The sequence below is a fragment of the Brevundimonas sp. NPDC055311 genome (genome assembly GCF_053645695.1).
The window spans coordinates 87,889-112,689 of sequence record NZ_JBSHMV010000002.1 but is presented as its reverse complement, the minus strand read 5'-3'; the positions used below and the strand labels follow the sequence as shown (position 1 = coordinate 112,689).

Genomic DNA, 24,801 nt, shown 5'->3' with positions numbered 1-24,801 from the left:
TGACGCCCTCCCGTTTGCGCCAGCCTTGCGCGGGGAGGGGGCGGAGGCAAGGCCTACCCCTCGAAGCGTCCCTCGATGATCGCGCTGAACAGGCCGGGGTCGACGTTGCCGCCCGACAGGACGATGCCGGTGCTCAGGCCTCTGGCCTCGACCTTGCCCGAGAGCAGCGCCGCCAGGGACACGGCGCCGCCCGGTTCGATGACCAGCTTCAGCCAGCGGAAGGCGAAGCGCATGGCCTCGGCCACCTCGGCGTCGGTGACGGTCGCCGCGCCCGCCAGGCGCCGGTTGATCGGCCAGGTCAGTTCGCCCGGCATGGGCGCCATCAGGGCGTCGCAGATCGACGGCGACCCCTGCGGATGGGCGGTGCGCTGGCCCGCCTCCAGCGAGCGGCGGGTGTCGTCGAAGGCGTCGGGCTCGACCACGATGACGCGGGTGTCGGGGCTCTGTTCGGCCATGACCAGATTGATCCCGGCGATCAGCCCGCCGCCGGAGGCGCCGCACAACAGCTGATCCATCGGCACGCCCGCCTGCTCCAGCATCTCCAGCCCGACTGTGCCCTGGCCTTCGATGATGAAGGGATCGTCGAACGGCGGGACCAGCACCGAGCCGCGCTCGGCCGCGATCTCGGCGCCGATGGCCTCGCGGCTCTCGGTCCAGCGGTCGTAGAAGCGGACCTCGCCGCCGAAGGCGCGCACGCCCTCGACCTTTACCGCCGGGCTGTCGGACGGCATGACGATGACGGCGGGCGTGCCGACAGCCTTGGCGGCGGCCGCCACCCCCTGCGCGTGGTTGCCGGAGGAATAGGCCACGACGCCGCGCGTCTTCTCTTCCTCGGTCAGGCGGCTGACGCGGTTGTAGGCGCCGCGGAACTTGAAGGCGCCCGCGACCTGAAAGGTTTCGGCCTTCATCAGGACGCGGCCGCCGATGGCTTCGTTCAGGGCCGGATGCTCGATCAGCGGCGTGCGGACGGCGGCGGGGGCGATCTGGCGGGCGGCGTCGACGACGCCTTCAAAGCTGGGCGTATGCATGGCTTCCCTCTTACGTCGCGGCGCAGGCTCTGCATAACTCACATCATGCAAGCAAATATGATCCTCGCCATCGACCAGGGCACGACCTCGACGCGGGCGATGGCGTTTGAAGTCTCGCCCGAGGGGGCCTTTCATGCGGTCGCCGTCAGCCAGATCGAGCTGGCGCAGCATTTTCCGCAGTCGGGCTGGGTCGAGCATGACGCGGCCGAGATCTGGCGCGCGACGCTGCAGACCTGTCGCGAGGTGGTGCGCAAGGCGGGCGGCGTCGGCCGTTTCGCCGCCATCGGCATCACCAACCAGCGCGAGACTTCGGTGATCTGGGACGCGGCGACGGGCGAGCCCTTGCACCGCGCTATCGTCTGGCAGGACCGGCGCACGGCCGAGGCGACGGGCAAGCTGGCGGCAGAGGGGCATGAGGCGGCGGTGCAGGCGGCGACGGGCCTGATCCTCGACCCCTATTTCTCGGCGTCGAAATACGCCTGGTTGCTGGACGCCGTGCCCGGCGCGCGAGAGCGGGCGGGGCGGGGCGAGGTCAAGCTGGGCACGATCGACGCCTGGCTGATCTGGAAGCTGACCGGCGGGAACAGCCACGTCACCGACGCCACCAACGCCAGCCGCACCAGCCTGATGGACCTGACGACGCGCGTGTGGCGGCAGGATTTGTGCGACCTGTTCGGCGTGCCGATGCAGGCCCTGCCGGAGATCCGCGACTGCGACGCCCTGCTGGGCGAGGCCGATCCGTCGCTGTTCGGGCGCGCCCTGCCCATTCACGGCTCGGCGGGGGATCAGCACGCGGCGCTGGTCGGCCACGGCGCCCTGACGGCGGGGGACGCCAAGATCACCTATGGCACGGGCGCCTTTCTGGTCGCCAATGTCGGGGGGGCGCCGGTGGCCTCGACCTCGCGGCTGCTGGGAACGCTCGGCTATGCGGCAGGCGGTGAGGCGGCCTATGCGCTGGAGGGGTCCATCTTCTCGGCCGGGTCGGCGATCCAGTGGCTGCGCGACGGGCTGAAGGTGCTGTCGGATTCGCGTCAGTCCGAGGCCGTGGCCCAGTCGTTGACGGACAACGGCGGGGTCTATCTGGTCCCCGGTTTCACCGGCCTCGGCGCGCCCTGGTGGGAGCCGGAGGCGCGCGGAACCGTCGTCGGCCTGACCCGCGACAGCGGCCCGGCGCACATGGTTCGCGCTGCGCTGGAGAGTCTGGCCTATCAGACCCGCGACCTGCTGGACGCCCTGACGAAGGACGGGGCGCCGCCGCTGAAACGGCTGAAGGTCGACGGCGGCGTCACCGCCAACGCCTTCGCCATGCAATTCGTCGCCGACATCTGCGAGGTCGAGGTCGAACGCCCGGCTTTCCAGGAGATGACGGCCATGGGGGCGGCGCGGCTGGCGGCCTACGGCGTGGGTCTGACCGAGGCCCTGTGGACCGCCCCGGCCGAGGCGCCCGCCGTCTGGACCCCGCGCATGGGGGGCGAGGAGCGGGCGCGGCTGCTCAAGGGCTGGCGCGGCGCGGTCCGGGCCGCCATCATCGCCGCCCAGCCGGAGGAGGGGGAATGACCGAGGCCATGGACGCTCAGACATTGGACGCTCAGGCGGCCTTTTCGGGCACGCGCGAGGTGGACGACCGTCATCGGCTGGACGAGGCGGCGCTGGACGCTTGGCTGGCGGCGAACGTCGAGGGCTACGCCGGGCCGCTGACCATCCGCCAGTTCAAGGGCGGCCAGTCCAACCCGACCTATGAGCTGACCACGCCGGGCCGGACCTATGTGCTGCGCCGCAAGCCGCCGGGCGCGCTGCTGGCCAGCGCCCACGCCGTGGATCGGGAGTTCGCGGTGATCTCGGCCCTGCACGCCCAGGGTTTTCCGGTCGCGCGGCCCTATGCTCTGTGCACGGACGATGGCGTCATCGGCTCCATCTTCTACGTCATGGAGAAGGTCGAGGGCCGCATCTTCTGGGACCTGAAGCTGCCGGGTCTGACCCCGCCGGAGCGCCGCGCCATCTATGACGCCCAGGTCGATACGCTGGCGGCCCTGCATCGACTGGAGCCCGACGCCGTCGGCCTGGCGGACTACGGCAAGGCGGGGAATTACTTCGCCCGTCAGGTCGGGCGCTGGACCAAGCAGTATCGCGCCTCGGAGATCGAACCGATCGGGGCCATGGACCGGCTGATCGCCTTCCTGCCCGAGAGCCTGCCGCCGGAGGGGCCGACGCGGATCGTGCACGGGGACTTCCGCCTCGACAATCTGATCCTCGATCCGGCCGAGGCGAAGGTGCGCGCGGTGCTGGACTGGGAGCTGTCGACCCTGGGCGACCCGATGGCGGACTTCTCCTATCTGCTGATCGCCTGGGTCATTCCGGCGTCCCTGCGCAACGGCCTGGCCGGAGCGGACCTGGAGGCTCTGGGAATCCCCTCGGTCGCGGAGACGGTCGAACGCTATGCGCAGAAGACCGGAACGGCGGCGCCGACGAACCTGAACTGGCTGTTCGCCTACAACCTGTTCCGGCTGGCGGCCATCTGTCAGGGCATCGCCGGACGGGTGCGCGACGGGACCGCCGCCAGCGCCCATGCACGGGCCATGGCGGCCCAGGTCGGCCCGCTTTCGGACGCCGCCTGGGGCTTTGCGCGGAAGGCGGGCGCCTGAGCGGAGTCTTAATAAAACAGTTTTTGTTGCGGATTGATTTGTGAAACGGGTGCGGAAGGCCTACCTATCGGTCTGGAGCATGAACCCTGATGTCTGACAGCCAACGTTTTCCCGTCGCCGCCCACGCCCTGGCCTACCTGGCCCACAAGGGCGCCTATGCGGCGACCGAGGCCGAGCCGAGCGCCGTCCTGGCCGCCTCGGTGCCGACCAATCCGGTGGTGATCCGCCGGGTGACCGCCCTGCTGGCCAAGGCGGGCCTGATCGCGACGCGTCCTGGCGCGTCCGGCGGGTCGTGGCTGCTGCGGCGGCCCGAAACCATCTGCCTGGACGAGGTGCTGAGGGCGGTGAACGGCTGCGCCCATCTGGGATCGCCGCCCGCCGGGGCCAAGGGCTGCCCGGTCGGCGAACATATTCCGCGCCAGGTGGCCAAGGCCCTGACGGCGGCCGATCAGGCGGCGGGCGCGGCCCTGTCGAAGATCACCATCGCCGACCTGCTGGAAGAGGACCCCGAGGTGCTGCGGGCCTTTGCGCCGCATCCGGCCTGTCCCAACGCCGACGCGGCCTGACGAGGCGGCCTTGGGGGAGGGGCGCCGCACCATTCTGATCACCGGGGCCTCGGCCGGCATCGGCGCGGCCCTGGCGCGCGTCTGCGCGGCGCGAGGTTATGACCTGATCCTGACCGCCCGCCGCGAGGGGCCGCTCCAGGCCCTGGCCGAGGATCTGGCCGCTGCGCACGGCGTCGATGCGACCGCTGTCGCCGCCGATCTGGCCGAGCCGAATGCGCCTGCGCGATTGTTCGAAGCGATCGCGGCGCGCGGCCTGCGCGTCGACGGTCTGGTCAACAACGCCGGCTTCAGCCGCACCACCGGCTTCCTCGCCACCGATCCGGCCGACCACGCCGCCATGATCCGGGTCATGCTGACCGCGCCGGTCGAGCTGTCGCGTCTGGCGCTGCCGGACATGGTCGCGCGCGGCTGGGGCCGTGTGCTGAACGTGGCCTCCCTGGCGGGGCAGATGCCGGCGACGGGCGGCGACACCCTGTACGGCCCGATCAAGAGTTTCCTGATCAAGGCGTCGCAGGGGCTGTGGCTGGAGACGCAGGGGACGGGGGTGAACGTCACCGCCCTGTGCCCCGGCTACACCTACACCGAATTCCACGACGTCAACGGCTCGCGCGCGCAGGTCTCGGCCGCCTATCCCAAATGGATGTGGATGGACGCCGACCGTGTGGCCCGCATCGGCTGGGACGCGGTCGAGGCGAACCGGCCGCGCGTGACGCCGGGCGTCGCCAACAACGTCCTGGCGGCATTGGGCGGGCTGCTGCCTGACGCCCTGGCGCTGAAGATGGTGGGCGGCCACGCCAGGCGGCTGGACCGCCTCTGAGGGTTAGTGCCCGCCGGAGGGGTAGGGGGTGGTGACGCCCGCGCTGAACATCCCCGGCAGGGCCTCGCCCAGACCCATCAGGATGAACTGGATCGCCAGGGCGCACAGGATCAGGCCCAGCACCCGCACCACGATGGCCATGCCGACGTCGCCCAGCAGGCGGCTGATCGGGCCGGTGGCCGAGAAGCACAGGAAGGTCACGACGCAGGCGGCCCCCATGGCGATCAGGGAGGCCACGGTGCCGGCCAGACCCAGCTTGGCCGCCTCGCCCGCCTGGATGATGATGGCGGAGATGGCGCCTGGGCCGATCATCAGGGGAATGGCGAAGGGCACGATCAGCCGCTTGAAGCGGCGCTTGGCGTAGCCGCGAACATCCTTGGCGTCCGTCGCGGCGTCGGCGTCGGCGAAGATAGCGAGGAAGTCCTCGCGCGCCATGTCGAGGCCCAGCAGCAGCAGCAGGATGCCGCCGGCGATGCGGAAGGCGGCGAGCGAAATGCCGAAGAACTGCAGCAGCCCCAGGCCGGTGAAGAAGAAAAAGCCGAGGAAGACGACGGCGAACAGGCAGATCATGGCCGAGACCGAAATCCGCTGGCGCAGGGAGGCGCCCGCCGTGGCCGCTGCGAAAATCGGCACGTTGCCGATGGGGTCCAGCAGGGCGAACAGCGCCACGAACAGGTTGACCCCCAGATCGACCGCGTTCATTGCTTCCCCTTGCCCTGAAAACCCGCCGCGCGACCGCGACACCTCGCCCCACCTATCGGGGCATCCGCGCGCGCCTGCAAGCCGCCGAGAGCCGGAAATGTCCGAAGCCCATTCTGTTGACCTGGCCAATCGCCCCTTCGACCCGCGCGTCATCTGCGCCCTGGACGTGCCGACGACCGATGATGCGCGCGCCCTGGTCGAACGGATCGGCGATGCGGTCGGCTTCTACAAGGTCGGGCTGCAGTTGTTCGCCTCGGACGGCATGGGGCTGGCGCGCGAGCTGAAGGCGTCGGGCGCCCAGGTGTTCCTGGACTGGAAGCTGCACGACATCGGCGCGACGGTGGAGAAGGCGACGGCGGTGCTGGCGAATGCGGGCTGCGACCTGCTGACCGTCCACGCCCGGCCCCAGGTGATGGCGGCGGCGGCGCGCGGCGCGGCGGGATCGGACCTGAAGATCCTGGGCGTCACCGTCCTGACCAGCCTGACCGACGACGATCTGAAGGCGGACGACCACAGCCTGTCGGCGGGGAAGCTGGTGGAGCAGCGGGTGCGTCAGGCGCTGGAGGCGGGAATTCACGGCGTGGTCTCCAGCCCGCATGAAGCGGGCGGGGCGCGTGCGATCGCCCGGGCGGCGGGGCGCGAGGATTTTCTGATCGTGACGCCGGGCGTGCGGCCCGCGGGGGCGGCGATGGACGATCAGGCGCGCGCGGCGACCCCGGCCGGCGCTCTGGAAGCCGGCGCCACCCATCTGGTCATCGGTCGACCGATCACGGCTGTCGCCGATCCGCGCGCGGCGGCCCAGGCGATCACGCAGGAGATCGCCCTGATTTGAGAGCAAGCTCCTGATCCGCAAGGGATCGTGCTTCACGTGAAACAGAAAGGGCGGCGTCCGGAGGCACCGCCCTTGTCGTATCAGCCGCGTTCGCCGCGTTCCTGGCGGTAGGGCCGTTTGGTGGGCGACGGCGGAGGCGGCGGCGCAGGCGGCACGGCGTAGTAGCCCTGCTCGAAATTGACCACCGGCGGGGCCGTTTCGACGCGCGGCGGCTCGACATAGACGTCAGGGCGAGCGACCTCGATCTGGGCCGGGGCGACGCGCACGTCGGCGGGCGCGACATGGACCGGCGGCGGCGAAACATGCACGCGGGCCGGTTCGACGTAGACGGGGGCCGGCTGCACATAGACCGGCGGCGATTCCACGTAGACGGGCGGCTGCGAGACATAGACCGGCGGCTGGCTGACGTAGATCGGCTCGGAGCGGTAATGCACGGGTTGGGGCGGGGGGCCGCAGCGGCCGCAGTCCTGGCCGTAACCGCTCTGATAATAGCCTTGCTGATAGCCGCCGCCGTACTGACCGCCGCTGTACTGGCCGCCGTAGCCGCCATAGCCGTAGCGGGCCCAGGGGTAGCGGCCGTAGCCGTCGACCGGATAGCCGAAGGGCATGGAGCGGGTGACGCCGGAATAGGCGTAGCCGCCGTGCTGGATCGGCGGTTGCGACGGGGCGATCACGACCGGCGGGCGAACCCCGGCGCCGCCGTAGCCGTAACCATAGCCGTAGCTCTCGATCGGGCCGTAGCCGCCCTGCCAGCCGGTGTCGCTGTACCAAGTCTGGGCGCGGCTCTGCACCACGGGACCGCGGGCGTAGCCGGCGGCGGCGTTGTAACGGGCGCCGGCCTGATGGGCCTCGGCGGCGCCGGCGATGAGGACCGCCGCGCCGGCGGCGGCGTAGAATAGAGCCTTCATGGCTGCGCTCCTTGTTTCGGCCGCAAAGGTTAATGCGGATCTCGCCGGAGCGTTCATTATTCTCCCATCAAGGGAACCGGAGCGGGAAGAGCGCCGCCGCACGCCCAGCGATGGCGCCGATCAAGCTCAAGCAGCGAGCCGCCGAGCGGCGAGCGATAGCGACCTAGTGAAGCTCAAGCAGCGAGCCGCCGCGCGGCGAGCGATAGCGACCTAGTGAAGCTCAAGCAGCGAGCCGCCGCGCGGCGAGCGATAGCGCCTTAAAAGTCCACCGCCAGGCCCTTCTTCTCCCAGTCGCCGAAGCGGGTCGGCTCGGGACCCTTGCGGCCGCCGACCTCATGGGGAAGGGCGTCGGCCGCCTCAGCGGCGCGGCGCTGGGCCGCTTCCAGCAGGGCGCGGCGGGCGGCTTCGCTCAGCGGGCGCGCGGGCGTGGCGTGGGGCACGTCCGTGTTGAAGACTTCCTCAGAGGAGGATTCGATCGGGGGGGTGGGCTGTTCGGTCACAGGTCGCCTGCCTTGAGAGCGGGGATACTGCGGCTCAAATAGACGTTCAGGCCGAACACGCCACCCCCTGAAGCCCGTTAGCTCGTCCGAACGCCCGCATGAACCATCTGAAGACCTTCGCCCTGCTGGCCGTGATGACCGCCCTGTTCATGGGGATCGGCTATCTGATCGGCGGCGCGACCGGCATGGCCGTCGCCCTGGTCGTGGCGGCGGGGATGAATCTGTTTTCCTATTGGAACGCGGACAAGATCGTCCTGAAGATGTACCGCGCCCAGCCGGTGGACGAGACCCACCCCAACGCCGTGGTGCGCGCCTATGTCGCCGATGTGAGGCAGATGGCGCAGGATGCGGGCCTGCCGCAGCCCAACATCACCATCATCCCGAACGATCAGCCGAACGCCTTCGCCACGGGGCGCAATCCCCAGAACGCGGCCGTGGCGGCGACGACGGGCCTGCTGGACATGCTGACGCGCGACGAGATCCGCGGCGTGATGGCGCATGAACTGGCCCATGTGAAGAACCGCGACACCCTGACCATGACGGTCACGGCGACGGTGGCGGGCGCCATCGCCATGCTGGCCAATTTCGCCCTGTTCTTCGGCGGCGGCGATGATCGCGAACGGCCGGGCGGCATGATCGGGACCATCGCCCTGATGCTGCTGGCGCCGATGGCGGCGGGTCTGGTGCAGATGGCCATCAGCCGCGCCCGTGAATACGAGGCCGACCGCGTCGGGGCCGAGATCGCCAACGACCCGCAGGCCCTGGCTTCGGCCCTGCAGAAGATCGAGGCCTATGCGCGCGGCGCGGTGAACGCCCCGGCCGAGCGCAACCCGGCCACGGCCCATATGTTCATCATCAATCCGCTGAACGGGAAGGGGGCGGACAACCTGTTCTCGACCCACCCGGCCACCGGCAACCGCGTTCGCGCCCTGATGGAGTTGGGCGCCCGGATGGGCATGGGCGGGCGCGTGCGTCCGGCGCCGGCCTTCGTCGCGCCTGCGCCTTCGGCCGCGCCGATCCGGGGGACCAGCGTGCCGACGACCGACGACGCGCCCGCTGCGCCGCCACGCGGCCCCTGGGGTTGAGCTTTCGGCAGGCATGGGCTTTGCGTGCGCGGGCTTAAGCCGCTAGAGCGCGCGCCATGACCGACGAGACCGACCCCAAGCCGTCCGACGCCGACCGCCCCGAGTGGGCTAGGGCGCATGGCCCGCTGCGCTCCTTCGGACGCATCAAGTCGCGGCCGATCAAGGCGAAGCAGGCGGCCCTGTTCGACACCCTGATGCCGCGCATCGCCGTGCCGGATCCGGCCAAGGGGCCGATCGACCCGCTGGCCCTGATGCCGGAAGCGAAAGCGGCGTGGCTGGAGATCGGCTTCGGCGGCGGCGAGCATCTGGCGGCCCAGGCGGCGCGTCATCCCGAGGCGGTGATGATCGGCTGCGAGCCCTTTCTGAACGGCGTGGCCTCGGCCCTGCGTCACGTCGAGGAGGGCGGGCTTGAGAACGTGCGCCTGCACGCCGACGACGCCCGCGCGGTGATGGCGGCCCTGCCGGACGCTTCGCTGGACCGGGTGATGATCCTGTTCCCCGACCCCTGGCACAAGGCGCGCCACAACAAGCGCCGCTTCCTGCAGGACGAGACGGCGGTGGAGATCGCCCGCCTGCTGAAGCCGGGCGGCCGGGTGCGCTTCGTCACCGACTGGCTGGACTACGCCGACTGGGCGCTGGAGCGGCTGGCGCGCACGCCGGGGCTGACGCGCATCGAGATGGGCGCCGACTGGTTCGCCGCGCCCGAAGACCACGTCGTCACCCGCTATGAGGAAAAGAAGCTGGGCGACACGACGCCGATCTTCCTCGAGTTCGTGCGGAGTTAAAGCGATGGGCGAGGGGCGGTCAGTGTCTGGAACGGCTGATCCCCACTGGCCCCAGCTTCTGCTCTGCGTCGTGCTCGCTCCAGTGTTGTCGGCGATCTTTTACGGCCTGGCGGGGCGTCTGGCGGGCGTCCCGGATACATTGGTGATGTTGTCGCCGTTCGTCTGGATGTTTGTGCTGTTTTACGGCCTCATCCCATCACTCCTGTTCGGGAGCTTCGGCTGCATTTTGGCTGAGCGCTTCCTGTCGACGGCGTCGGTGACTGCGTGGAGCGTAGCGGGCGCTCTGGCGGCGTCGGCCTATGTAGCGGCTTCGCTGGGGGCGGCGGCGCTGGGACTGGAAGCGCTGGGCTTTTTCGCGCCCTGGAAAGTTGTCGAAGCCGGCAAGGACGCGCTGGGGATGGACGGCTGGGCCGCGCCGGCCTGCATTATACTGGCGGGGTTCGCTGTAGGGGCGCTTTATCGCTGGCTGTCGAGGCGGCGAACGGCGAGGGTGTCGGCAGGGGGCTGACACGGCCCCCGCTTTCGCCTATATGACCGCTCACATCGTTAGACCGGCGTCCAACGGCGTCGTTTCAAGCGGCGGTCCGGACGGACCGTCGCTTTTGTTTTCTGGAGTATCCGCTTGCGGGCCAAGACCGCCGAAGACCGCGCTCTGCTGGAGCTGATCGACCCCGTGGCCGAGAGCCTGGGGCTGGCGGTCGTGCGCGTGCGCCTGATGGGCGGGACGCTGCGGCGTCGGCTGCAGATCATGGCCGAGCGCCAGGTCGACCACGACATCTCGGTCGAGGAATGCGCCCGCCTGTCGCGCGCCGTGTCCGAGGTGCTGGACGCCGCCGACCCGATCGCGGGCGAGTATCTGCTGGAAGTCTCTTCGCCCGGCATCGACCGGCCGCTGACGCGCCTGATCGACTTCGACCTGTTCGAGGGGCTTGAGGCGCGCCTCGAGACCGACCGCATGGTCGAGGGCCGCAAGCGCTTCAAGGGCCTGCTGGCCGGAACCGAGGGCGAGGACGTCGCCATCGATCTGGAGGGCGAGGACGAGACCGCCCTGATCCCCTTCGCCTGGCTGGCTGACGCCAAGCTGGTGCTGACCGACGAACTGCTGAAGCGCGGCGCCGCCCTGCGCGCGGCGCGCGGCGAACCCGAAGACGACGGCCTGCCCCAAGATACGTCTGGGGGCGCGCCGGATATCGAACAATCCAACCCAGACTCCACCAAGGACGACGCCTGATGGCCGTGACCGGAATCTCCGCCAACCGCCTGGAACTGCTCTCCATCGCCGACGCTGTCGCGCGCGAGAAGAGCATCGACCGGGAGATCGTCATCGAGGCGATCGAGGAAGCGATCCAGAAGGGCGCCAAGTCGCGCTATGGCGCGCACCACGACATCCGCGCCAAGATCGACCACAAGACCGGCGAGCTGAGCCTGACCCGCCACGTCACCATCGTCGCCGATGACTGGCAGCCGGAAGACGAGCTGGAAGAGTTCAACGACAGCGCCATGGTGCGTCTGCGCGACGCCCTGAAGCGCGACCCCGAGGCCGAGGTCGGCAAGGAGTACGTCGAGGTCCTGCCGCCGTTCGAGTTCGGCCGCGTCCAGACCCAGATGGCTCGCCAGGTCGTGACCGGAAAGGTCCGCGAGGCCGAGCGCGCCAACCAGTACGAAGAGTTCAAGGACCGCGTCGGCGAGATCGTCAACGGCACGGTCAAGCGGGTCGAATACGGTAACACCATCGTCGACCTGGGCCGTGGCGAAGGCATCATGCGCCGCGATCAGTCGATCCCGCGCGAGGTGTTCAACATCGGCGACCGCGTCCGCACCTACATCTATGACGTGCGCCCGGAGGCCAAGGGCCCGCAGGTCATGCTGTCGCGCGCCCACCCCGGCTTCATGGCCAAGCTGTTCGCCCAGGAAGTGCCGGAGGTCTACGACGGCGTGATCGAGATCCGCGCCGCCGCCCGCGACGCCGGTTCGCGCGCCAAGATGGCCGTGCTGTCGAACGACTCCTCGATCGATCCGGTCGGCGCCTGCGTCGGCATGCGCGGCTCGCGCGTGCAGGCGGTCGTCGCCGAGCTGCAGGGCGAGAAGATCGACATCATCCAGTGGAACGAGGACGAGCCGACCTTCATCGTCAACGCCCTGGCTCCGGCCGAAGTCTCCAAGGTGGTGCTGGACGAAGAGGCCGACCGCGTCGAGGTGGTGGTGCCCGATGAACAGCTGTCGCTGGCCATCGGCCGTCGCGGCCAGAACGTCCGCCTGGCCTCGCAGCTGACCGGTTGGCAGATCGACATCATCACCGAAGCCCAGGACTCCGAGCGCCGTCAGCGCGAGTTCGCCGAGCGCACTTCCCTGTTCCAGGAAGCCCTGGACGTGGACGAGACCATCGCCCAGCTGCTGGTCACCGAAGGCTTCGCCACGGTCGAGGACCTGGCCTTCGTCGAGCCCTATGAGATTTCCGAGATCGAAGGCTTCGACGAGGACACCGCCGAAGAGCTGCAGACCCGTGCTCGCGAGCACCTGGAGCGTCAGGCCGCTGAACTGGACGCCAAGCGCGTGGCCCTGGGCGTCGAGGACGGTGTTCTGGACGTGCCGGGCGTGACCGCCGCCATCGCCGTCGCCCTGGGCGAAGGCGGGGTGAAGACGGTCGAGGACCTGGCCGACCTGGCCACCGACGAGATCCGCGGCGGCTACGAAGTGCGCGGCGGCGAGCGGGTCAAGGTTCCGGGCGTGCTGGAAAGCTTCAACCTGAGCCAGGAAGACGCCGAAATGCTGATCCTGCAGGCCCGCGTGGCCGCCGGCTGGATCGACGCTTCGGAACTGCCCCAGCCGGAATACGTCGAGGAAGAGGCGTATGAGGGCGAGGGCGAGGGCGAAGGCGAAGGCCAGGAAGAGGCCGTCGCCGAGGCTGACGCGGAGGTCGCTTCGGACGACCTCGACGACCAGTCCCGCGACATGTGATGGGAGCCGCAGCCGTCCATGAGGTCGTCCGAGACGTTGATCGATAGGGATCGTCAGGACCTGGCGTCGCGCCAGGCCCTCGATGAATCTCGCCTGATCCGTTTCGTGGCCGGCCTGGACGGCGCGGTGGTTCCCGACCTGGCGCGCAAGCTGCCGGGTCGGGGCCTGTGGGTGTCGGCCGATCGCGCCTCGCTGGAGGCGGCGATCAAGAAGAACCTGTTCGCCCGCGCAGCCAAGGCGCCGCTGAAGCCCGCCGCCGACCTGCCCGATCTGGTCGAAAACCTGCTGGTTCGGCGCTGTCTGGACCAGCTGGGCCTTGCCCGGCGCGAAGGCGTGCTTATCTCTGGCTTCGAGAAATGCGCTGCGGCGATCCGCAGCGGCCGCGCCGCATGGCTGATCGAAGCCGCCGACGGCTCGGCCGACGGGCGCGGCAAGCTTCTGGCCCTCTCCAGACATGCCTCGCCCGCCCCCGAAATCTGCGGGGCTTTCAGCGCGGACGATTTGAGTTTGGCCCTTGGGCTGGAAAATGCGATACACGCCGTCCTGCTGCAAGGCGGGCGGGCCGATCGCTGGACTCTGGAGGTTCAGCGGCTGGCGGGATTTCGACCTCTCTGTCCCCAGAGCTGGAACCGGGCGGGGCCCGAACACGGCGCAGAGGACGACCGGAGCGTGGCTCCGGAAGGAGAGCCTTAGGGTTTGAGCGGCTGCGGGCCTGTTTCCGAAACAACGGAGGCGGGGCCGCATTCTGCTATGGGTGATTGAGAGAGACGAAGGCGGAATTCTCCGCCCTGAGTAAAGCGACCGGATGAGCGACGAAAACAACAATTCCAACGACGGCAAGACTCCTGCCAACGCGCCTTCGCAGACGGGGCCGCGCGCTCCGCTGAGCCTGAAGCCGCGCGCGACGGGTTCGGTCTCGACCGGCACGGTGAAACAGAGCTTCAGCCACGGCCGCTCCAAGACCGTCGTCGTCGAGACCAAGCGCCGCGCCGGCCCCCAGGGCGGGCATCAGCGCCCGCAGGGCTTCGATGTCGCGCGTCCGCGCCCTGAAGGCGGAGCGCCGCGTTCGGCCGTGCCGCGTCAGCCGGCGGGCGGAGGCCTGTCGGCCGAGGAGCAGGAGGCCCGTCGCCGCGCCATCGCCCTGGCGACCCAGCAGGCCGCCGAGCGCGAACGCAAGGCTGTCGCCGCCAAGGCCGCCGAGCGCGAACAGGCCGCCGCCGTCGAGGCCGCCGCCGCCAAGGCCGCCGCTGAAGCCGCCGCCGCCAAGGCTGCGGCCGAGGCTGCGCGCGTCGAGGCCGCCAAGCTGAGCGCCGTCGCTCCGGCGCCTGCGCCGGCCAAGCCGGCCGCGCCCAAGGTCGAAGCGCCGAAGGCTGAAGCGCCCAAGGCCGAGGCCCCCAAGGTCGAGGCCAAGCCCGAGCCGGCCAAGCCCGCCGCTCCGGCCGCGCCCAAGCGTCCCGCCGTCAACTTCGGCCAGCGCGCGCCCAAGATCCCGACCGGCCGCGCGCCGCTGGAGCGTCCGGCCTTCGGCGGCCGTTCGGCCCGCGAACAGGCCATGGGCGGCGGCGAGCGTCCGCAGACGCGTGAACAGGCGCCGCGCGAAGGCGGCCGCGAGGGCGGCGAACGTCCCGCGCGTCCGGCCCAGACCGTCCGCTATTCGGCGCTGAATCCGCGTCCGGCCCCCGGCGCCCGCACCGGCGCGCCCGGCGCGGCCCGTCCCGGCGCGCGTCCGGCCCCCAACCAGCCCCCGGCCCAGCCCGAGGTGGCCCGTCCCAGCCGCGCCGGCGGCGGCTTCGCCCGTCCGGGCGGTCGCGAGGACGACCGCGACAAGCGTTTCGCCGACAATGCGCCGGGCAAGGCCGTCAGCCGCACGCGCGGCGAGCCCAAGCGCCGCGAAGGCCGCCTGACCATCCACTCGGTGGCGGGAGGCGACGAGGACGCCGTCGAGCGCATGCGCTCGCTGGCCTCGGTGCGCCGCGCTCGCGAACGCGAGAAGGAAAAGCGCCGCGGCGGCTCGACCGAAACGCCCAACCGTCCGCGTGAGGTGGTCATTCCCGACACCATCACCGTCGGCGAACTGGCCAACCGCATGGCCGTGCGCGGCGTCGACATCATCAAGTTCCTGATGCGTCAGGGCCTGATGATGAAGATCAACGACGTGATCGATTCCGACACCGCCGAACTGGTGGCCGAGGAATACGGCATGGCGGTCAAGCGCGTGTCCGAATCCGACGTCGAGGAAGGCTTCATCGCCGAGGCCGACGACGCCGATTCCGGCGAGCTGCGCGCCCCGGTCGTGGCCATCATGGGCCACGTCGACCACGGCAAGACCTCGCTGCTGGACGCCCTGCGCACCACGGACGTGGCGGCGGGCGAAGCCGGCGGCATCACCCAGCACATCGGCGCCTATCAGGTGCGCCTGGCCGACGGTCAGCGCATCACCTTCCTGGACACGCCGGGCCACGCGGCCTTCTCGGCGATGCGGGCGCGCGGCGCCAACGTCACCGACATCGTCGTCCTGGTGGTGGCGGCCGACGACGGCGTCATGCCGCAGACGGTCGAGGCCATCCAGCACGCCAAGGCGGCCGGTTCGCCGATCATCGTGGCGGTCAACAAGGTCGATAAGCCCGACGCCAACCCGCAGAAGGTCGTCAACGAACTGCTGCAGTATGAGGTGATCGCGGAATCCCTGGGCGGCGACACGCAGATCATCGAGCTGTCGGCCAAGGAGAAGATCAACCTGACCGGCCTGACCGACGCCATCCTGCTGCAGGCGGAAGTCATGGACCTGCGCGCCAACGCCGATCGCTCGGCCGAGGGCGTGGTGATCGAGGCCCAGCTGGACAAGGGCCGCGGCCCGGTCGCGACCGTCCTGGTCAAGCGCGGCACGCTGAAGCGCGGCGACATCGTCGTGGCCGGCTCCGCCTGGGGCAAGGCGCGCGCCCTGCTGGACGAGCGCAACGCCCAGCTGAGCGAAGCCGGTCCTTCGGTGCCGGTCGAGATCCTGGGCCTGTCGGAAGCTCCGACGCCGGGCGACGTCTTCGCCGTGGTGGAGAGCGAGGCCCGCGCTCGCGAACTGACCGAATACCGTCAGCGCGTGAAGCGTGAAAAGGGTCAGGTCTCCGGCGGCAGCCTGTCGCTGGCCGACATGATGGCCAAGCTCGGGTCGAAGAAGATCAGCGAGCTGCCGGTCCTCATCAAGTCGGACGTGCAGGGTACGGCCGAGGCCATCACCACCTCGCTGGAGAAGATGGGCAACGACGAAGTGCGGGCCCGCGTGGTCATGCACGGCGCCGGCGGCATCACCGAGAGCGACGTCAACCTGGCCAAGTCGGCCGGGGCGCCGATCCTGGGCTTCAACGTCCGTGCGTCGAAGCAGGCGCGCGAACTGGCTGAGCGTGAAGGCGTCGAGATCCGCTACTACTCGATCATTTACGACCTGCTGGACGACATTAAGGGCGTGCTTTCGGGCATGCTGGCGCCGCTCCAGCGCGAAACCTTCCTGGGCAACGCCAAGGTGCTGCAGACGTTCGACATCACCAAGGTCGGCCGGGTCGCGGGCTGCCGCGTCACCGAGGGCGTGGTCCGCAAGGGCGCGCGCGTCCGCATCATCCGCGACGACGTGGTGGTGCTGGAGCTGGGCGTGCTCAACACGCTCAAGCGCTTCAAGGACGAGGTCAACGAAGTGCCTTCGGGTCAGGAATGCGGCATGCAGTTCGCCGGCTTCCAGGACATCAAGGAAGGCGACTACATCGAGTGCTTCACCGTCGAAGAGATCAAGCGCACCCTGGACTAGGACGCCTGAGCCTCATGGCCTGAAACATGAAGGGCGCGGTTTCGAGAGAAGCCGCGCCCTTTGTATTTGGTGGGCGCGCGCTGTTTCTTAATCCCGCTCATCCCGGCGGACGCCGGGACCCAGTTCTTTGGCGACGGGCGCGCGGGCTGCCGAAGAATATGGCGAGTGCGGAGTGTGAGGCTATCACTGGATCCCGGCGTCCGCCGGGATGAGCGGGAGGGTAAGATCAGTCCTCGACAACTGACTTCAACGCGCCGTCGGCGAAGGTCAGGATGAAGCGCCGCACCGGCGCCGCGTCGTCGGCCTGAAGCTCAATCTCCAGCCTTTCGCCGGTCAGGTCGGCGGCGACGAGGCTGACCTCAACCTCGCCCAGCCATGCCCGGCCCGTGACCTGCTGATAGGTCTGCTCCAGCTCAAACCGGCAGGTCGTTCCGTCGGCGCGGGTCCAGTCCCAGCGCCCGGCGACCGGAGCCGGAACCGTCCATTTGTAGATGTAGCCGTCGGCGACCCTGATCTTTTCATCCGCCGGCCAGTCGCCCATGTCGAAGGCGTGGGAGACGATGCGGGCGCCGGGCTTCAGCTGGCTGAGCAGACGCGGGCGCAGTTCGACGTTGATCGATTGCAGCAGATAGAGGCTGACCACAGTGGCCTCGCGGACATCGACGCTGAACAGGTCTTCCTCGATGAAGTCGACCATGTGTTCGACTCCGGCCCAGCCGGCGTACTCCATGGCGTCGGCGATCCGCATGGGGTCGATGTCGACGCCGATGCCGTGGGCGTCGCGGTCGCGCGCGGCGGCGATGACGATGCGGCCGTCGCCGCAGCCCAGATCATAGAGCCGATCCTTCGGTCCGACGCCCGCCAGGGCCAGCATGGCCGCCACGGTGTCCTCCTCGGTCGGAACGAAGGGCACGGCGAGATAGTGGTCCGGGTCCTGGGCGTAGTTGTCGATGTCGAAGGGGTCTTTGAACACGGCTCTCGGATCATGAAGGAGGGGGGAGCAGACGCCGGATGCGCCGCCGGCGTCTAGGCGAACATCATGCCGGATCGGCGTCCGCCTCGCCAGACACAGGCCCGGAGGGTGCGGGCGCCTCGCCGTCCGCCGGATCGCATTGAAGGCTTCATCTGGCGCGCGGTTGGCTTTAGGAGTCGGGCGTCGCGTCGGGGGGCGTCGAAGAAAAGGCCGCCAATGTCACGTCCTGGACTGTCTCTGCTCCTGATCGCCTTCGTGGCCTCCAGCGCGGCCACGCCCGCCCTGGCGGACACGCGCTTCCTGTCCTTCGACGCCAGCGATCGCGCCACCCAGGCCCTGACGCGTGGCGTGACGCTGGAGGTGGAGCGCGGCTGGTTCGGCGCGACCTCGGTGAAGAACCTCTTCTCCTCCACCTCGCGCGGCTCGGCGCGGTTCGAGCGGGGCGGTCCCGATCAGGTGCGGCGCGCCCTGCCTCAGGGCGCGGCGGACGGCGGCGTCTACAGCATCACGGCCGACGGCGACGGCCGCGCCCTGTCGCGCGCCCTGTGCCCCGGCTCCGACGAGGCCTGGATCGTGGTCGGACGGGTGCGCGCGGGCCATCCCTTGACGATCGAGACGGTCGGGCGCTGGGCCGACGGCCAATACCGCCACTGCGTCAGCCTGAACTACAGCTATCGCGGCGAATGGGCGACGATGCAGGGCTCCTCGCCCGCGCGCGACGTTCCCGCCGCCTTCGGAAACAACTAAGCGGGCAGGGCGGGGTGCTGATCCGCTGGAGCCTTGCCGTCCTGGTCGGCTTGCTGGCGGGTCTGTGGACCGCACAACGAGCGGGCGATCCGACGTTGTTTCCGCCGCAGCAAGGGCAGGGGGCGATCGTGCTCCATCTGCTCGACAACGGCTTTCACACCGACCTCGCGGCCCCGCGCGCGGCGCTGGCGGCCGGGGACGATGCGCTGGCGCGCGCGGTGCGCGCCCTGCCGCCCGGCGACTGGGTGCGGATCGGCTGGGGCGACGCGGTCTTCTATGTCGAACAGGGGCCGATCAGCGGGCGGCTGCCCGACGGAGCGCGGGCCTTCTTCAGGCCGGGCGGCAACCCCTCCGTGGTGATGCTGGACCCCGATCCGGTCGATCCGGCGCTGTCGCCCGAGACAGAGAGGGCGACGCTGGCCCTGTCGCCGGAAGGCTTCGTCGCCTTGCGGGCGCGGGTCGCGGCGTCGTTGCGGCTGGATGACGGGGAGCGGGCTGTGGTTTCGGCGCAGAGGGACGGCGATGACGCCGTTTTCTACGCCAGCCACGAGACCTTCTGGGTCGGGCATCTGTGCAACCACTGGACGGCCGAGGTGCTGAACGCAGGCGGCCTGCCCATGCCGATAGTCCGCAGCCTCACCTCGGGCGCGGTGATGCGGGCGGCTCGGCAGGCGGAACAGAGTGCGGCGGAACTGGACTTGAACGACGCAGGCGACTAGACCCCGCCCCTTCGCGTTTCAGAGCCGGCGTCCGATCCCCGGCGGCGCGAGCAGGAGGAGCCCGAGATGGCCCGCAAGCAACACACTCGCAACGCCAGCGGCCCGCTGGGGCCGTCGCAGCGCCAGCTGCGCGCCGGCGAACTGATCCGCCACGCCCTGGTCGACGTGATGCGCGAGCACGAGATTCATGACGAGGCCCTGGTCGGCGTCTCCGTCACCGTGACCGAGGTGCGGATGAGCCCGGACCTGCGCCACGCGACCTGTTTCGTCGAGCCGCTAGGCGCCGGCGTCGAGGCGGCCGAGACGGCCGGGCAGGAGAGCGCCATCATCAAGGCGCTGAACGAACACGCCAAATTCCTGCGCGGTCAGCTGGGCCGCCGCATCGACATGAAGTTCACGCCGGACCTGAAATTCCGCCACGACGAGAGCTTCGACACGGCCAGCCACATGGACCGTCTGTTCAACGATCCACGCGTGCGCGCCGACATCGAACACGCTGACGACCAGGGCGAAGACTGATCCTATGGCGCGACGCAAGAAGGGCGATCTCGTCAACGGCTGGGTGTGTCTGGACAAGCCCTATGAGATGGGCTCGACCGAGGCGGTGACGAAGATTCGTCGCCTGTTCAACGCCCAGAAGGCGGGCCATGCGGGGACGCTGGATCCGCTGGCCTCGGGCATACTGCCCATCGCGCTGGGCGAGGCGACCAAGACGGTGCCCTTCATGATGGAGGCGCAGAAGGCCTATCGCTTCACCATCCACTGGGGCATTTCGACCGACAGCATCGACCGCGAAGGCGAGATCATCGCCCGCTCGGACGTGCGGCCTTCGGTCGAGGCGGTGACGGCGGCCCTGCCGTCCTTCGTCGGCGAGATCGACCAGACGCCGCCTGCGTTTTCCGCCGTGCGCGTCAACGGCGAGCGCGCCTATGATCTGGCGCGGGCGGGGGTCGAGGTCGAGCTTCAGTCGCGCCGTGTGACCATTCATGAGGCGGCGGTGACGGCCGCGCCCGATGCCGATCACGTCGAGATCACGATGCGGACGGGCAAGGGCGTCTATGTCCGATCCCTGGCGCGCGACCTGGCGATCATGCTGGGCGCCGAGGGCCATGTCTCGGACCTGCGGCGCGAGCGGGTGGGGCCGTTCTCGGTCGACAACGCCGTAACGCTGGATTTTCTGGAAGAGTTGGCGCATAAGGGCGCCGCCTTTGAGGGCTTGCTGCCCGTTTCGACCGCTCTGGACGACATCCCGGAGTTGGCCGTGACGGATCAGGACGCCCTCTCTCTGAGGCAGGGACGGCCGATCGTTCTGCTCCCCCGACAGATTGAAATGCTCAAGGCCCGCCTCACCGCCGGCTCGCGGCTGGTTTCGGTCTTCGAGGGCGGAACCCTGGTCGCGCTCGGCAATCTCAGGGCCGGTCGGCTTGAACCCGATCGTGTTTTCAACCTCCCCTGAAGCAAACTTTCCAGTTTGCCGACAGGACACCCAACGCCCTCAAACAGCGAGCCTCCGCGAGGCGAGCGATAGGGCAAGAAAGGACTCTCGATGTCGATTACGGCTGAACGTAAAGCTGAAGTCATCGCCGACAACGCTCGCTCGACGGGCGACACCGGTTCGGCTGAAGTGCAGGTCGCGATCCTGACGGAACGCATCGCCAACCTGACCGAGCACTTCAAGACCCACAAGAAGGACAACCACTCGCGTCGTGGCCTGCTGAAGCAGGTTTCGCAGCGTCGTCGCCTTCTGGACCACCTGAACAAGACCGACAGCGCCCGCTATCAGGCGCTGATCGCCAAGCTGGGCCTGCGTCGCTAAGGCGCGCCCGGTTGCGGATCGGATAATTCCACGAGGCGCGGGCGGACACGTCCGCGCCTCGTTCCGCTCCTAGACTATGCTTTCCCGTGCGCCGCGGGTCTTACCGGCGCAACCGACGCGAGGGCCTGAAATTCGGTCCTCAATCACCCGCCCGGACGCGATGATGCGACCTGGCTCATGGGGACCGCAGGACTGAACGGCCTGCCGCTCCGCACACCCCCGACGGGAATACGCCCGCGGGAGACGAAAGAAGAATAATGTTCGACATCAAACGCAAGACGATCGAGTGGGCCGGACGCCCGCTGACGCTGGAAACCGGCCGCATCGCCCGTCAGGCTGACGGCGCCGTGCTGGCGACCTACGGCGAGACCGTGGTCCTGGCGACCGTCGTCTATGGCCGCCAGCCCAAGCCGGGTCTGGATTTCTTCCCGCTGACCGTCAACTACCAAGAGAAGACGTTCGCCGCCGGCAAGATCCCGGGCGGCTACTTCAAGCGTGAAGGCCGTCCGACCGAGAAGGAGACCCTGGTCTCCCGCCTGATCGACCGCCCGATCCGCCCCCTGTTCGTCAAGGGCTTCAAGAACGAGACCCAGGTCATCGTCACCGTGCTGCAGCACGACCTTGAGAACGATCCCGACATCCTGGGCATGGTCGCCGCCTCGGCCGCCCTGACCATCTCGGGCGTGCCCTTCATGGGCCCGATCGGCGCCGCGCGCGTCGGCCTGATCGACGGCGAGCTGGTGCTGAACCCGGCCATCGACCAGATGGGCGAAAGCGCCCTGGACCTGGTCGTCGCGGGCACGCAGGACGCCCTGATGATGGTCGAATCCGAAGCCAAGGAGCTGTCGGAAGAGAAGATGCTCGAGGCCCTGATGTTCGCGCACGCGGGCATGCAGCCGGTCATCGACGCCATCATCGACCTGGCCGAACACGCCGCCAAGGAGCCGTTCGACTTCCAGGCCGAAGACCACTCGGACGTGGTCGCCTCGATCAAGTCGCTGGTCGGCGAAGAGATCAAGGCCGCCTACGCCCATCCGGGCAAGTATGAGCGCCGCTCGGGCGTCGACGCCGCCAAGAAGAAGGCCGCCGAAGCTCTGGTGAAGACCGACGAGAAGCCGGACGGCGTCGACTCGTCCAAGTTCTCGGCTGCGTTCAAGGAATGCGAAGCCGACGTTCTGCGTCGCGACATCATCGAGAACAGCCACCGCGTCGACGGCCGCGCCCTGGACAAGGTCCGCGCCATCGTCTCGGAAGTCGGCGTCCTGCCGCGCACCCACGGTTCGTCGCTGTTCACGCGCGGCGAGACCCAGGCCCTGGTCGTCGCCACCCTGGGCACCGGCGAGGACGAGCAGTACATCGACAGCCTGACCGGGACCTACAAAGAGTCCTTCCTGCTGCACTACAACTTCCCGCCCTATTCGGTCGGTGAAGCGGGCCGCATGGGCTCGCCGGGCCGTCGCGAAATCGGTCACGGCAAGCTGGCCTGGCGCGCCATCCGTCCGATGCTGCCGACCCGCGAGGACTTCCCCTACACCATCCGTCTGGTGTCGGAGATCACCGAGTCGAACGGCTCGTCCTCGATGGCCACGGTCTGCGGTTCGTCGCTGGCCCTGATGGACGCCGGCGTGCCGCTGGTCCGTCCGGTGTCGGGCATCGCCATGGGTCTGATTCTGGAGCCGTCGGGCGAGTTCGCCATCCTGTCGGACATCCTGGGCGACGAAGATCACCTGGGCGACATGGACTTCAAGGTCGCCGGCACGTCGGAAGGCATCACCAGCCTTCAGATGGACATCAAGGTCGCCGGCATCACCAAGGAGATCATGCAGCAGGCCCTGACGCAGGCTTCGGCCGGTCGTCTGCACATCCTCGACGAAATGTCGAAGGCGATGGAGGCCCCGCGCGCCGAACTGGGCGAGTTCGCGCCCAAGATCGAATCCATCAAGATCGCGGTCGACAAGATCCGTGAAGTGATCGGTTCGGGCGGCAAGGTCATCCGCGAAATCGTCGAGAAGACCGGCGCCAAGGTCGACATCGGCGACGACGGCACCATCAAGATCGCCGCCAACGAGCAGGAAAAGATCGAAGCCGCCAAGGCCTGGATCCAGTCCATCGCTTCGGAGCCGGAAGTCGGCACCATCTACACCGGCAAGGTCGTGAAGGTCGTCGACTTCGGCGCCTTCGTGAACTTCTTCGGCGCCAAGGACGGCCTGGTCCACGTGTCCCAGATCGCTCTGGAACGCGTCGCCAATCCGGCCGACGTCCTGTCGGAAGGCCAGGAGGTCAAGGTCAAGTTCCTGGGCTTCGACGATCGCGGCAAGACCAAGCTGTCGATGAAGGTCGTCGATCAGGAAACCGGCGAGGACATCACCGACAAGATCAACGCCGAGCGCGCTGAACGCGGTGAAGCCCCGCTGTCGGAAGACACCGGCGGCCGTCCCAAGGGCGACCGCAACGGCGGCGACCGCGGCCGTCGCCGTCGCGACTAAGCCTCGGCGTCGTCGCTGAAATGAAGAAGGCCCCGGCGGAGCGATCCGCCGGGGTCTTTTTTGTGCGCTATCGCTCGTGACGTGGTCGCGCGCTGCTTGAGCGCGTCCTTCTCCCTCCCCTTCACGGGGAGGGTGGCTGAGGCCGTCAGGCCGAAGCCGGGTGGGGGTGGCGAGGCTATTCAGGCGCTGGGCTAGGGTCGCCAAGCCCTCCCCACCCGGTCTTCGCTTCGACCACCCTCCCCATGAAGGGGAGGGAGAAGATCAGCCCTTGCACTCTTTCGGCGGGGTTTCGCCGTCGCGGGTCCACATCGCGCAACTGCGATCGATCTCGCCCTGAATCAGGTCGCAGGGGTTGGCGGCGTTGCAGGGCGGGCGTGTCGCAGGGCTGACGGCGATGCAGCGCTGGACCAGACGGGCGGAGGCTGTTTCACCCAGGGTCTCGCGGCAGGGGCGTTCGTCGAGCGGAACGGGCTGAGGCGCCATGTCCGGGCCTTCGGGCAGGCGGGCCTCGGGCTCGCGGGCCGGAGAAGGCGATGGCGTGGAGGCCGGTGCTGACGCCGCCGGCTCAGGGCGCGGCTGGCAGGCGGCGATCAGGCCGCCGAGGATCAGGCAGGCCAGAAAGGGCGGTCGGGTCATGCGGGGCTCCGGATCGGGGTTCGCCTATGCAACGACGATGGTCCCGATCCGGCTCCGCGAAAAGCCTTATCGGCGGGCGGCCTCGACGGCGGCGCGCTGCAGGGCGAACAGTTCGGTGCAGCCGATTTCCGCCAGTTCGAACAGACGGTCGAACTCGGCCCGGCTGAAGCCGCGCTTCTCGCCGGTGGCCTGGATCTCGACGATCTGGCCCGCGCCGGTCAGGACGAAGTTGGAATCGGCCTCGGCGGTGGAGTCTTCCTCATAGTCGAGGTCCAGCACCGGCAGGTCGTTGAACACGCCGCACGACACGGCGGCCACCTGATCCAGGATAGGGTCGGTCGTCAGCACGCCCTCGTCCTTGAGGTAGTTGAGGGCGCTGGCCATGGCCACCCAGGCGCCGGTGATGGAGGCGGTGCGCGTGCCGCCGTCGGCCTGGATCACGTCGCAGTCGATCAGCACCTGACGCTCGCCCAGCGCCTTCAGGTCGACCACGGCGCGCAAGGAGCGGCCTATCAGGCGCTGGATTTCCTGGGTGCGGCCCGACTGCTTGCCGGCGGCGGCTTCGCGGCGGCCGCGCGTGTGGGTGGCGCGGGGCAGCATGCCGTATTCGGCGGTGACCCAGCCCTGGCCGCTGTTGCGCATCCAGCCCGGCACCTTCTCCTCGATCGAGGCCGTCACCAGCACCTTGGTGTGGCCGAAGGAGACCAGGCAGGAGCCCTCGGCGTAGCGGTTGACGCCGGTTTCCAGCGTGACGGTGCGAAGTTGTTCAGGGGTGCGTTCGGACGGGCGCATGGGAATTCCTTGGAAG

Annotated in this window: 25 protein-coding genes; 18 read left to right on the top strand and 7 right to left on the bottom strand. The window is 69.1% G+C overall.

From position 1 onward, the window contains the following. Positions 1 to 53: 53 nt before the first annotated feature. Positions 54 to 1,028: a threonine ammonia-lyase gene (locus ACWIDZ_RS06350; protein WP_453988223.1), complete on the bottom strand. Its 975-nt coding sequence runs from the start codon at positions 1,026 to 1,028 to the stop codon at positions 54 to 56. A gap of 57 nt (positions 1,029 to 1,085) precedes the next feature. Here ACWIDZ_RS06350 and glpK point away from each other — a divergent pair, with 57 nt between their 5' ends. From glpK to ACWIDZ_RS06330, 4 genes are all read left to right on the top strand, one after another. After that, on the top strand, positions 1,086 to 2,585 hold the full coding sequence (glpK, locus tag ACWIDZ_RS06345; RefSeq protein WP_453988224.1) for a glycerol kinase GlpK: 1,500 nt from the start codon (positions 1,086 to 1,088) through the stop codon (positions 2,583 to 2,585). Then, a complete protein-coding gene (locus tag ACWIDZ_RS06340) occupies positions 2,582 to 3,670 on the top strand; it encodes a phosphotransferase family protein (protein ID WP_453988225.1) in 1,089 nt (362 codons plus the stop codon). Before glpK ends, ACWIDZ_RS06340 begins: the two co-directional genes overlap by 4 nt. Before the next feature lie 89 nt (positions 3,671 to 3,759). Beyond that, a complete protein-coding gene (locus ACWIDZ_RS06335; RefSeq protein WP_291780212.1) occupies positions 3,760 to 4,236 on the top strand; it encodes an Rrf2 family transcriptional regulator in 477 nt (158 codons plus the stop codon). Positions 4,237 to 4,246: 10 nt separating this feature from the next. After that, a complete protein-coding gene (locus ACWIDZ_RS06330; RefSeq protein WP_453988226.1) occupies positions 4,247 to 5,053 on the top strand; it encodes an SDR family NAD(P)-dependent oxidoreductase in 807 nt (268 codons plus the stop codon). Between the two features lie 3 nt (positions 5,054 to 5,056). On the opposite strand, the gene ACWIDZ_RS06325 is transcribed toward ACWIDZ_RS06330, so the two are convergent. Next, complete coding sequence (locus ACWIDZ_RS06325) at positions 5,057 to 5,755, bottom strand: MarC family protein (protein ID WP_291780206.1); 699 nt, start codon at positions 5,753 to 5,755, stop codon at positions 5,057 to 5,059. 97 nt (positions 5,756 to 5,852) lie between these two features. On the opposite strand from ACWIDZ_RS06325, the gene pyrF reads away from it, so the two are divergent. Beyond that, positions 5,853 to 6,587, top strand: a complete 735-nt coding sequence (pyrF, locus tag ACWIDZ_RS06320; protein WP_453988227.1) for an orotidine-5'-phosphate decarboxylase — start codon at positions 5,853 to 5,855, stop codon at positions 6,585 to 6,587. Positions 6,588 to 6,667: 80 nt separating this feature from the next. Here the strand turns inward: pyrF and ACWIDZ_RS06315 are convergent, their stop codons facing one another. Both ACWIDZ_RS06315 and ACWIDZ_RS06310 read right to left on the bottom strand, forming a co-directional pair. Beyond that, the gene (locus ACWIDZ_RS06315) at positions 6,668 to 7,495 is read right to left on the bottom strand and encodes a hypothetical protein (RefSeq protein ID WP_453988228.1); all 828 of its coding nucleotides are present in this window, start codon (positions 7,493 to 7,495) and stop codon (positions 6,668 to 6,670) included. A gap of 257 nt (positions 7,496 to 7,752) precedes the next feature. Then, positions 7,753 to 7,995, bottom strand: a complete 243-nt coding sequence (locus ACWIDZ_RS06310) for a DUF1674 domain-containing protein (RefSeq protein WP_453988229.1) — start codon at positions 7,993 to 7,995, stop codon at positions 7,753 to 7,755. Positions 7,996 to 8,093: 98 nt separating this feature from the next. Here ACWIDZ_RS06310 and htpX point away from each other — a divergent pair, with 98 nt between their 5' ends. The 7 genes from htpX to infB all read left to right on the top strand — a co-directional run bounded on the left by htpX (position 8,094) and on the right by infB (position 16,616). Continuing rightward, on the top strand, positions 8,094 to 9,080 hold the full coding sequence (htpX, locus tag ACWIDZ_RS06305) for a zinc metalloprotease HtpX (protein ID WP_453988230.1): 987 nt from the start codon (positions 8,094 to 8,096) through the stop codon (positions 9,078 to 9,080). Positions 9,081 to 9,136: 56 nt separating this feature from the next. Further along, a complete protein-coding gene (gene trmB / locus ACWIDZ_RS06300) occupies positions 9,137 to 9,865 on the top strand; it encodes a tRNA (guanosine(46)-N7)-methyltransferase TrmB (RefSeq protein WP_453988231.1) in 729 nt (242 codons plus the stop codon). A 22-nt stretch (positions 9,866 to 9,887) separates the two neighbouring features. Then, positions 9,888 to 10,373, top strand: coding sequence for a hypothetical protein (locus ACWIDZ_RS06295; protein WP_453988232.1), 486 nt, complete (start codon positions 9,888 to 9,890; stop codon positions 10,371 to 10,373). A gap of 114 nt (positions 10,374 to 10,487) precedes the next feature. Next, positions 10,488 to 11,096, top strand: coding sequence for a ribosome maturation factor RimP (gene rimP / locus ACWIDZ_RS06290; protein ID WP_346519175.1), 609 nt, complete (start codon positions 10,488 to 10,490; stop codon positions 11,094 to 11,096). Continuing rightward, on the top strand, positions 11,096 to 12,823 hold the full coding sequence (nusA, locus tag ACWIDZ_RS06285) for a transcription termination factor NusA (protein ID WP_453988233.1): 1,728 nt from the start codon (positions 11,096 to 11,098) through the stop codon (positions 12,821 to 12,823). The genes rimP and nusA overlap by 1 nt, the downstream gene beginning before the upstream one ends. Positions 12,824 to 12,841: 18 nt before the next feature. Further along, positions 12,842 to 13,516 carry an RNA-binding protein gene (locus tag ACWIDZ_RS06280; RefSeq protein WP_453988234.1) on the top strand — a complete coding sequence of 225 codons (675 nt, stop codon included), beginning with the start codon at positions 12,842 to 12,844 and terminating at the stop codon, positions 13,514 to 13,516. A gap of 112 nt (positions 13,517 to 13,628) precedes the next feature. Continuing rightward, a complete protein-coding gene (gene infB / locus ACWIDZ_RS06275; RefSeq protein WP_453988235.1) occupies positions 13,629 to 16,616 on the top strand; it encodes a translation initiation factor IF-2 in 2,988 nt (995 codons plus the stop codon). Positions 16,617 to 16,842: 226 nt separating this feature from the next. Here infB and ACWIDZ_RS06270 read toward each other — a convergent pair whose 3' ends face one another. Then, positions 16,843 to 17,589 (bottom strand): SAM-dependent methyltransferase, encoded by a 747-nt coding sequence (locus ACWIDZ_RS06270; protein ID WP_453988236.1) that lies wholly within the window; start codon positions 17,587 to 17,589, stop codon positions 16,843 to 16,845. Between the two features lie 216 nt (positions 17,590 to 17,805). Between ACWIDZ_RS06270 and ACWIDZ_RS06265 the strand changes: the two genes are divergently transcribed. From ACWIDZ_RS06265 to pnp, 6 genes are all read left to right on the top strand, one after another. Then, on the top strand, positions 17,806 to 18,336 hold the full coding sequence (locus ACWIDZ_RS06265) for a hypothetical protein (RefSeq protein WP_291780170.1): 531 nt from the start codon (positions 17,806 to 17,808) through the stop codon (positions 18,334 to 18,336). Between the two features lie 14 nt (positions 18,337 to 18,350). Then, a complete protein-coding gene (locus ACWIDZ_RS06260; RefSeq protein ID WP_453988237.1) occupies positions 18,351 to 19,055 on the top strand; it encodes a DUF2459 domain-containing protein in 705 nt (234 codons plus the stop codon). A gap of 66 nt (positions 19,056 to 19,121) precedes the next feature. Continuing rightward, entirely contained in the window at positions 19,122 to 19,574 is a 453-nt protein-coding gene (gene rbfA / locus ACWIDZ_RS06255) for a 30S ribosome-binding factor RbfA (protein ID WP_291780164.1), read from the top strand. Positions 19,575 to 19,578: 4 nt separating this feature from the next. Next, a complete protein-coding gene (gene truB / locus ACWIDZ_RS06250) occupies positions 19,579 to 20,511 on the top strand; it encodes a tRNA pseudouridine(55) synthase TruB (RefSeq protein WP_453988238.1) in 933 nt (310 codons plus the stop codon). Positions 20,512 to 20,601: 90 nt separating this feature from the next. Then, positions 20,602 to 20,871, top strand: coding sequence for a 30S ribosomal protein S15 (gene rpsO / locus ACWIDZ_RS06245; RefSeq protein ID WP_024354282.1), 270 nt, complete (start codon positions 20,602 to 20,604; stop codon positions 20,869 to 20,871). 257 nt (positions 20,872 to 21,128) lie between these two features. After that, a complete protein-coding gene (gene pnp, locus ACWIDZ_RS06240; protein WP_338577640.1) occupies positions 21,129 to 23,357 on the top strand; it encodes a polyribonucleotide nucleotidyltransferase in 2,229 nt (742 codons plus the stop codon). A gap of 261 nt (positions 23,358 to 23,618) precedes the next feature. Here pnp and ACWIDZ_RS06235 read toward each other — a convergent pair whose 3' ends face one another. Beyond that, a complete protein-coding gene (locus ACWIDZ_RS06235) occupies positions 23,619 to 23,993 on the bottom strand; it encodes a hypothetical protein (protein ID WP_453988239.1) in 375 nt (124 codons plus the stop codon). A 66-nt stretch (positions 23,994 to 24,059) separates the two neighbouring features. Further along, positions 24,060 to 24,785: a ribonuclease PH gene (gene rph, locus ACWIDZ_RS06230; RefSeq protein ID WP_253120809.1), complete on the bottom strand. Its 726-nt coding sequence runs from the start codon at positions 24,783 to 24,785 to the stop codon at positions 24,060 to 24,062. Positions 24,786 to 24,801 lie beyond the last annotated feature (16 nt).